The sequence below is a fragment of the Novosphingobium capsulatum NBRC 12533 genome (genome assembly GCF_001598375.1).
Taxonomy (GTDB): Bacteria; Pseudomonadota; Alphaproteobacteria; order Sphingomonadales; family Sphingomonadaceae; genus Novosphingobium; species Novosphingobium capsulatum.
In genome coordinates, this window is record NZ_BCYV01000043.1 from 1 (window position 1) to 7868 (window position 7868).

Annotated in this window: 10 protein-coding genes and 1 tRNA gene; 10 read left to right on the forward strand and 1 reads right to left on the reverse strand. The window is 66.1% G+C overall.

Annotated elements, in window-relative coordinates:
• The 8 genes from SCA01S_RS21240 to SCA01S_RS21275 all read left to right on the forward strand — a co-directional run.
• A partial coding sequence (locus tag SCA01S_RS21240; RefSeq protein ID WP_167542937.1) for a chemotaxis protein CheA occupies window positions 1-1329 on the forward strand: 1329 nt, incomplete at its 5' end.
• On the forward strand, window positions 1326-2195 hold the full coding sequence (locus tag SCA01S_RS21245) for a CheR family methyltransferase (RefSeq protein ID WP_062788789.1): 870 nt from the start codon (window positions 1326-1328) through the stop codon (window positions 2193-2195). The genes SCA01S_RS21240 and SCA01S_RS21245, both read left to right, overlap by 4 nt.
• On the forward strand, window positions 2192-3232 hold the full coding sequence (gene cheB, locus SCA01S_RS21250) for a chemotaxis-specific protein-glutamate methyltransferase CheB (RefSeq protein ID WP_062788791.1): 1041 nt from the start codon (window positions 2192-2194) through the stop codon (window positions 3230-3232). Before SCA01S_RS21245 ends, cheB begins: the two co-directional genes overlap by 4 nt.
• 3 nt (window positions 3233-3235) lie before the next feature.
• Entirely contained in the window at window positions 3236-3790 is a 555-nt protein-coding gene (locus SCA01S_RS21255) for a chemotaxis protein CheD (RefSeq protein ID WP_022677528.1), read from the forward strand.
• Between the two features lie 20 nt (window positions 3791-3810).
• Window positions 3811-4182: a response regulator gene (locus SCA01S_RS21260; protein ID WP_022677527.1), complete on the forward strand. Its 372-nt coding sequence runs from the start codon at window positions 3811-3813 to the stop codon at window positions 4180-4182.
• Between the two features lie 35 nt (window positions 4183-4217).
• Window positions 4218-4661 carry a chemotaxis protein CheW gene (locus SCA01S_RS21265; RefSeq protein WP_054132887.1) on the forward strand — a complete coding sequence of 148 codons (444 nt, stop codon included), beginning with the start codon at window positions 4218-4220 and terminating at the stop codon, window positions 4659-4661.
• Between the two features lie 40 nt (window positions 4662-4701).
• Window positions 4702-5133 (forward strand): hypothetical protein, encoded by a 432-nt coding sequence (locus SCA01S_RS21270; RefSeq protein WP_245652866.1) that lies wholly within the window; start codon window positions 4702-4704, stop codon window positions 5131-5133.
• Between the two features lie 81 nt (window positions 5134-5214).
• On the forward strand, window positions 5215-5886 hold the full coding sequence (locus SCA01S_RS21275; RefSeq protein WP_028658198.1) for a glutathione S-transferase family protein: 672 nt from the start codon (window positions 5215-5217) through the stop codon (window positions 5884-5886).
• 112 nt (window positions 5887-5998) lie between these two features.
• Here SCA01S_RS21275 and SCA01S_RS21280 read toward each other — a convergent pair whose 3' ends face one another.
• Window positions 5999-6943 carry a complex I NDUFA9 subunit family protein gene (locus SCA01S_RS21280; RefSeq protein ID WP_062788794.1) on the reverse strand — a complete coding sequence of 315 codons (945 nt, stop codon included), beginning with the start codon at window positions 6941-6943 and terminating at the stop codon, window positions 5999-6001.
• A 267-nt stretch (window positions 6944-7210) separates the two neighbouring features.
• On the opposite strand from SCA01S_RS21280, the gene SCA01S_RS21285 reads away from it, so the two are divergent.
• Both SCA01S_RS21285 and SCA01S_RS21290 read left to right on the forward strand, forming a co-directional pair.
• Window positions 7211-7297: transfer RNA gene (locus tag SCA01S_RS21285), tRNA-Leu, on the forward strand.
• Between the two features lie 165 nt (window positions 7298-7462).
• Window positions 7463-7868: integrase arm-type DNA-binding domain-containing protein (locus SCA01S_RS21290; protein ID WP_157089085.1), on the forward strand; the 406-nt coding region annotated here is incomplete at its 3' end.

The following is a 7868-nucleotide window of genomic DNA, read 5'->3' on the forward strand; positions in this document are numbered from 1 at the left end:
CCCGCGCCGCCCGCAGCCGCAGACCCTGCCGCCCCGCCAAGCGCGCCGCCGGCACCGGTTGCACCGCCGGCCGCGCCGGCCGCCGTGGCTGCAGCGGCCACGCCGCCAGCCCCGCCCGCGCCCGGCCAATCGATCCGTATCGAGCTGTCCAAGCTCGACAAGCTGATCGATGCCGTGGGCGAGCTGGTCATCGCCCAGGCGATGATGGCCCAGCGCCTGTCGAGCGAAGGCCTGGCCGCGAGCGAGGAAATCGCCGTGCTCGATGGCCTGACGCGCGATATCCAGGAAAGCGCCATGGCGATCCGTGCCCAGCCGATCGGCTCGGTGTTCAGCCGCGTGCCGCGCATCATGCGCGAACTGTCGGCCAGCACCGGCAAGCACGTGCGCCTGGAAGTTTCGGGCGAGAGCACCGAACTGGACAAGACCGTGATCGAGAGGCTGGGTGAACCGCTCACCCACCTGATCCGCAACGCGGTGGACCATGGCATCGAAAAGCCCGAGGAGCGGCTCGCCGCCGGCAAGAGCGCCGAAGGCACGCTGACCCTTTCGGCCGAGCACCGCTCGGGCCGCATCCTGATCCGCATTGGCGACGATGGGCGCGGCATCAACCGCGAACGCGTGCTGGCCAAGGCCATCGAAAAGGGCCTGGTTGCGCCCGATGCCCAGCTCTCGAAGGAAGAGATCGACCTGCTGATCTTTGCGCCGGGCTTTTCCACCGCGCAGACCGTGTCCAATATTTCCGGGCGCGGTGTGGGCATGGATGTGGTGCGCCAGAACGTGAAGGACCTGGGCGGGCGCATCACCATCGAATCCGAACAGGGCGTGGGCACCACGTTCACGCTCACCCTGCCGCTCACCCTCGCCATTTCCGACGGCATGGTGGTCAATGTCGGCGACCAGACGCTGGTCGTCCCGCTGGCCAACGTCGTCGAATCGCTGCGTCCGGCGGTGGAAGACGTCAAAGGCCTGGGCTCCAACCGCGCGATGATGAACGTGCGCGGCCGCTTCATCCCGGTGGTGCCGCTGCACGTGGCGGTGGGCGCCTATGGTGCGGTGGAAGCGCCGCAGGATGGTGTGCTGATCGTGGTGGAGACCGAAGGCGCCGGCCGCGCCGCGCTGCTGGTGGATTCGATCGTCGATCAGCGCCAGGTGGTGATCAAGAGCCTGGATACCCACTACCGCTCGGTAGAGGGCGTGGCCGGCGCCACCATCCTGGGCGATGGACGCGTGGCGTTGATCGTCGATGTCGACGGCCTGGTCGCGCGCAGCATGGCCGAACATGGCCAGATGGACCTGTCGCACCCCCACGGGTTGGCAGAAGCCGCATGAGCGTTCACGCCGCCTTCGACGTCAGCCTGCCCGGCGTCAGCCCGGGGGTTTATGACGCCGCCGATTTCCAGGCGGTGAGCGAGATCGCCCACCGCGAGGCGGGGATCGTGCTGCCCCCGGGCAAGGCCATGCTGGTCTATTCGCGCCTGGCGCCGCTGGTGCGCGATTCGGGCTGCCAGACATTCGGCGCCTATGTTTTGCGCATTCGCGAGGATGCCGCCGAACGCACCAAGGCGATCTGCGCGCTGACTACGAACCACACGTTCTTCTATCGCGAGGCGCATCATTTCGAGCATTTCGCCCAGGTCGTGCGGCCCCATCTGATCGAACAGCTCGATCGCGGCGGCAAAGTGCGCATCTGGTCGGCCGGCTGTTCCAGTGGCGAGGAGATTTGGTCGCTGGTGATGACCCTGCTTGGCCCGGATCGCAGCGAAGGGCTCAAGCTGGCGCGGCGCGATATCCGTATCCTGGCCAGCGACATCGCCACCCACGCGATCACGAAGGCCCAGGCTGCGCGCTATCGCCAGGAAGACCTCAAGCCCGTGCCCGAGGCGCTGCGCCGCGCCTGGACGGTGCCCGATGGCCAGGATGCCACGATCGCGCCCGAGGCGCAGGCGCTGCTGCGCTTCCGCCACCTCAACCTCTTGGGCGATTGGCCGATGGCCGGCGCCTTTGACGTGATCTTTTGCCGCAACGTGATGATCTATTTCGACAATCCAACCAAGGAACGGCTCGTGGCGCGCTTTGCCGAAAAGCTCGCGCGCGGCGGCCACCTCTATATCGGCCACAGCGAGCGGGTCACCGGCCCGGCTCTGGAAGAACTGGCGAACATGGGACCAACGATCTATTCGAGGAGGGCGGCATGACGATCCGCGTGGTGATTGTCGAGGATTCGCCCACGATGCGGGCCATCCTCATGAACCGGCTGTCGAAAGAGCCGGATATCGAAGTGGTGGCCGCCGCCGCCAATGCCGCCGAAGGGCGCCAGATGATCCGCGAGCTGGACCCCGACGTGGTCACGCTCGACGTGGAAATGCCGGGCATGAACGGCCTGGATTTCCTGGAAAAGATCATGCAGCTGCGCCCGACGCCGGTGATCATCGTGTCTGGCGCCACCCAGCAGGGCAACGATACCACGGCCCGCGCGCTCGCGCTGGGGGCGGTCGATTGCTACGCCAAGAGCGAGATGGGCCAAGGCATGACGCTGGAAGACAGCGGCCGCCTGGCGAACATGATCCGCAGCGCGTCCAAAGTGCGCTTTGCCCCACGCGGCGCGCCGGCCCCGGCCGTGCCGACCAGCCGCATCGCCAGCCAGGCGCGGCTATCGATCGCCGATCGCCCGCGCCTCATCGCCATCGGCTCGTCCACCGGCGGGGTAGAGGCGCTGCAGATCCTGCTGTCGGATTTCCCGGCCGATTGCCCGCCCACGCTGATCGTGCAGCACATCAACGAACGCTTTGCCCCGGCCGTGGCGCGCACGCTCGACCAGAACTGCCCGCCGCGCATCCAGTTGGCCGAGCCCGACATGCCGCTGCGCGAGGGCAACGTCTATCTGGCACCGGGCGATGATCGCCACCTGGGCATCGGCGGCACCACCAGCCTGCACGCCAAGCTGCGCCGGGGCGAGGCGGTGTCGGGCCACCTGCCTTCGGTCGACGTGCTGTTTTCCTCTGTCGCCGAAGTGGTCGGCGCCCAGGCCGTGGGCATCCTGTTGACGGGCATGGGGTCTGACGGGGCCAAGGGCCTGCTCGCCATGGCCCAGAAAGGCGCGCGCACCATTGCCCAGGACGAGGCGACCTGCACCGTCTTTGGCATGCCGCGCGCCGCCATCTCGCTGGGCGCGGCCAAGGTGGTGGCGCCGATCGGGCACATCGCCCGCCACGCCTTCAGCAAGGCGGCCTGAGCCATGTTTCACAAACCCATCCTACCCAACCCCAGCGGCCTGGAGCGGATCACCGTGATGCAGGGCCAGGCCCTGGCCAGCGCCGACAAGAGCCTGGAATATTCGACCGTGCTGGGCAGTTGCGTGGCCACTTGCCTGTTCGATCCCGAAGCCCGCGTGGGCGGCATGAACCACTTCCTGCTGGCAGAGCCGCCCGCCGGCTATGACACTGCAGTGGACGAACACTACGGCCTCTATCTGATGGAACTGCTGGTCAACGAGATGCTGGCCAAGGGCGCGCGCAAGTCAAAGCTCAAGGCGCACCTTTATGGCGGGGCCAACGTCAACCGCAACATGATGAAGATCGGCTCGGTCAATGCCGAGTTCGCGCGCAAGTTCCTCGCCAACGAAGGCATCGCGCTGCTGCGCGAAGACCTTGGCGGAACCCAGGCGCGGCGTGTCGATTTCCGCCCGGCATCGGGCCAGGTCCGCCTCCGTACGGTGGAAGACCGGCTTGCGCCACCTGTGCAACCCACTGCGCGTCCGGCCAAATCGCTGGGCGATGTCGAACTGTTCTGAATGGAAAAGCGAGTCCAGGCATGACCACTACCACCCGGATCCTGACCGTAGACGACAGCCCGTCGATGCGGGCCCTGCTCAACCACGCACTCACCTCGCAAGGCTTCGATGTCTCGCAGGCCGAGGACGGCATCGCCGCGCTCGACTGGCTGGCCCTCAACGAAGTCGATGTGGTGATCACCGATATCAACATGCCAAGGCTGGATGGCTTTGGCCTGATCGAGCGCCTGCGCGAGGGCAGCCGCCACCGCGATCGCCCGATCCTGGTGCTAACCACCGAAAGCTCGGAAGAAAAGAAAGCCCGCGCCCGCGCCGCCGGGGCGACCGGCTGGATCGTCAAGCCGTTCGACCCGGCCAAGCTGGTCGCGGCCGTGCGCCGCGTGTCGCACTAGGCCATGGCCATCGCAATCCTGAAGGGAGACAAGCAATGATCCGCGAACTGATCACCTTCGAAGTGGAAGGCCAGGTGTTTGGCCTGGATATCATGGCCATCCGCGAAATTCGCGCCTGGACGCCAACCACGCGGCTGCCGCGCGTGCCGCACTATGTGGCCGGCGTCGTCAACCTGCGCGGCACCGTGCTGCCGGTGGTGGACCTGGCCGCGCGGCTGGGCTGGCGCGCCACCGAGCCGACCCCGCGCCATGCCATCATCGTTACCCAGCTGGGCAGCCAGATCGGCGGCTGGATCGTCGATTCGGTCAGCGACATCGTGACTGTGCCCGATGAAGCGATGCAGCCCCCGCCGCCGGCCTCGGGCAGCGATACGGTGGTGCCGTTCCTCGATGGCCTGGCCGCGATCGAAGACAAGATGGTCATGGTGCTGAACCTGGCGGCGCTGGCCGACAGCGATTCGATGGCCGAAGCGGCCTGAGCCAAGACCACCTGACGCGACGCTGCGGAGAGCCTTTGCGATGCCTATCGACACGACCGACCTTTGGCCCGAGCCCGACCCCCGCGCGGCCGGCACCGCGGCCCGCGCCGAGGCCACGCAAACGGTCGAGAATGAAGGCTTCGTGCCTTTCGATGCCCCGCCCCCGCCCATGTCGGCTCCCGCTGCCGGCCCGGCCCACGCCGCACCTGACCCAGCCAGCCTGCGCGACGCGACGCATCAGCGCATCGCCGTGGTGCTGGAGGAACTGGCGCTGGAAGTGGAAGACCTCGGCGGGCGACTGTGCACCGACATGGACGTGGCCGCGCGGCACATGGACGTGCTGCAGGCGATCGACCTGATCGCACAGAAGCAGCGCTCGCTGGCCAGGCTGCTGGAGGCCGATTGCCCGATCACCGCGATCGAGCAGATCGGGCTGGACGTGCTGCGCGACCGCATGCGCATGTTTCATTAGCACGGCTGCGGAGCAAAAATTGCGCCCATGCATTACGGCGGTGCTGGACTTGGGCCATGGCCCTCGTCCATGGAGCATGGCATGTGGCAGCTTTATCAGTTTCCCCTTTGTCCGTTCAGCCGCAAGGTTCGGCTGCTCATGGCGGAAAAGGGCATCCCTTATGAATTGGTTCGCGAAAATCCCTGGGACTATCGCGAGGAATTCCAGAAGCTGAATCCCGCCGTGCGCACCCCGGTGCTGCGCGACGAAGGACGCGGCATCACCCTGGTCGATAGCCGGGCGATCTGCGAATATCTGGAAGAAACCAACGACAAGAACCCGATGATCAACGGCACGGCCACCAACCGCGCCGAGATCCGCCGGCTGGTGGCACTGTTCGACGAGAACTTCTTTGCCGACGTGACCATGCCCCTGCTCGAAGAGCGGATGAAGAAGCGGCTGGTCTATCGCCAGTCACCCGATTCGCGCATGCTGCGCGAGGCGCTGCGCCTGGCGCACGATCACCTCTATTACATCGATCACCTGATCGATAATCGCCCCTGGCTGGCCGGATCGACCATGAGCCTGGCTGACCTGGCCGCCGCGGCGCAACTATCGGTGGCCGATTACCTCGGCGGGATCGACTGGAACGGCCACGAACAGGCGCGCGACTGGTATGCCGTGTTCAAGAGCCGGCCCAGCTTTCGCCCGCTGCTGTCCGAACGGATGGACGTGATCCAGCCACCGGCCCACTATGCCGATGTGAACGCCTAGGGTCTGTAGAGGGCTTCGACAGGCTCAGCCCGAACGGGTCGGAAAGACCTCCACCCCCGTTCGCCCTGAGCCTGTCGAAGGGCCTGTCCTGAGCCTGCCGCCCCCGTGGCAATTACCCCAGGCTCTTGACGCCAAACCGCCCCGCCTTGCGATAGCGTAGCATCCAGCGATCGAGGAACAGGCCCAGCGGCCGCGCGCGCAGGCCAAGCTCGGCCAGCCCCGGCAGCCTGCCGCTTGCCACGCTACCGGCCTTGAGCAGGGCCAGCTGATCGCGCGACAGCGGGGTGCCCGGCAGGCTGGCAAACAGGCCGGCCATGGCATCGCCCACCGGCACCAGCACGGGCTTGCGCCCCTGCGCCTTGGCGATGCGCTGGTTGATATCCATCATCGTCAGCACTTCGGGGCCGGCCAGTTCGAACGTCTTGCCGGCCTGGGCGGGGAAATCGCTCAGGATCGTGGCGATGGCGCAGGCCGCATCATCGACGAACACCGGCTGCAGGCGGCCTTCGGGGCCGAACACCGGCACCACCGGGAACTGGCTGATCACCTTGCCGAACAGGTTGAGGAACGCGTCATCGGCCCCGAACATCACCGAGGGGCGCACCACCACTGCGCCGGGGAACGCCGCCGCCACGGCCGCTTCGCCTTCGGCCTTGGTGCGGGCATAGGCGACAGGCGAGCCGGCATCGGCGCCGATGGCCGAGACATGCACGAACGCCTGCGCGCCGGCATCCTTGGCCAGCGCCGCCACGCGGCCCGCGCCGCGGCCCTGCACGGCATCGAGATCACCCTTGAACGCGCCGACCAGGTTGACCACCGCATCGGCGCCCAGGAACGCGGCCGCCAGCGAGCGTTCGTTCTGCACGTTCACGCGCAGGAACTGCACCTGGCCCAGATTGCCCAGCGCCTTGATCGCATAGCCGCGTTCGACATGCCGGCTGCACACGCGCAGACGCGCGCCACGCTCCAGCAATTCCTGCGCAAGATGGCTGCCGAAAAAGCCGCTGCCACCCACCAGCACCACCAGCTTGTCTTCCAGATCGCGCACGTTGCCCATAGCCTTGCCTGTTCCACCTTGGTCGGTTTGCGAGAAGAAGCGGCGCGCCGGCCGCTCCACACCATGTTTCATCGCGCCTTGGCACAGCCAGGGCCAGCCGTTCAATGCCCCGGATCAACCACAGTGCCCGGCCAAGCGGAAAATTGCCGGCTGTGGAAAAAAAGATGCCATGAAAATGACAAAACCCGTGTTGACACCCCCCGGCCTCACCCGTATTGGCCCCTCCACCGACGGCGAGTGCCCAACAGCACGCACCGAAGAGAAAGTGCCCAGGTGGCGGAATTGGTAGACGCACCGTCTTCAGGTGGCGGCGCTCGAAAGGGCGTGGAGGTTCGAGTCCTCTCCTGGGCACCATTTCTCATTCCACGGACGTCCGTAGACGTCCGTGAAGTGGCTGAAATAAGCCAAATTTTGTGTTATGATCGTCCATCCAAATACGGGCGAATTCGGCACCAACCGGGAACAATGCGGGTATATTCGAGGGTATCGATATTCGTCCCTAGCTAGGACGATACCCTCATGGGAACCCTGTTTGTCACCACCATCGCCAGCGCCAAACCGCACGAGCGCGACTATAAGCTGTCGGACGGCGGTGGTCTCTATCTTCTGGTCCGCCCCACCGGCACGAAGCTTTGGCGTTTCAATTATCGCTATCTTGAAAAGCATCGCACGCTTGCGTTTGGTGCCTGGCCCGAGGTGAGCCTCGCAGATGCGCGCGTGCGCCGCGACGACGCACGGCGCTTGCTTGCTGCAGGCACCGATCCTTCGCACCAACAGAAAGTTGATGCTGCCCGCGCTCGCGTCGCCGAGAACGACACTTTCAAGCTCGTTGCCGAGGAGTGGGTAGCCAAGAACATGCGCGAGGGCATGGCCGAGATAACGCTGAGCAAACTGCGTTGGCTCCTCGACAAGGCTTATCCCAGCT

Excerpts from the sequence above, each read along its gene's own strand:
- SCA01S_RS21245 (WP_062788789.1), top strand. The coding sequence starts at position 1,326 with ATGAGCGTTCACGCCGCCTTCGACGTCAGCCTGCCCGGCGTCAGCCCG.
- cheB (WP_062788791.1), top strand. The coding sequence starts at position 2,192 with ATGACGATCCGCGTGGTGATTGTCGAGGATTCGCCCACGATGCGGGCC.
- SCA01S_RS21255 (WP_022677528.1), top strand. The coding sequence starts at position 3,236 with ATGTTTCACAAACCCATCCTACCCAACCCCAGCGGCCTGGAGCGGATC.
- SCA01S_RS21260 (WP_022677527.1), top strand. The coding sequence starts at position 3,811 with ATGACCACTACCACCCGGATCCTGACCGTAGACGACAGCCCGTCGATG.
- SCA01S_RS21265 (WP_054132887.1), top strand. The coding sequence starts at position 4,218 with ATGATCCGCGAACTGATCACCTTCGAAGTGGAAGGCCAGGTGTTTGGC.
- SCA01S_RS21270 (WP_245652866.1), top strand. The coding sequence starts at position 4,702 with ATGCCTATCGACACGACCGACCTTTGGCCCGAGCCCGACCCCCGCGCG.
- SCA01S_RS21275 (WP_028658198.1), top strand. The coding sequence starts at position 5,215 with ATGTGGCAGCTTTATCAGTTTCCCCTTTGTCCGTTCAGCCGCAAGGTT.
- SCA01S_RS21280 (WP_062788794.1), bottom strand. The coding sequence starts at position 6,943 with ATGGGCAACGTGCGCGATCTGGAAGACAAGCTGGTGGTGCTGGTGGGT.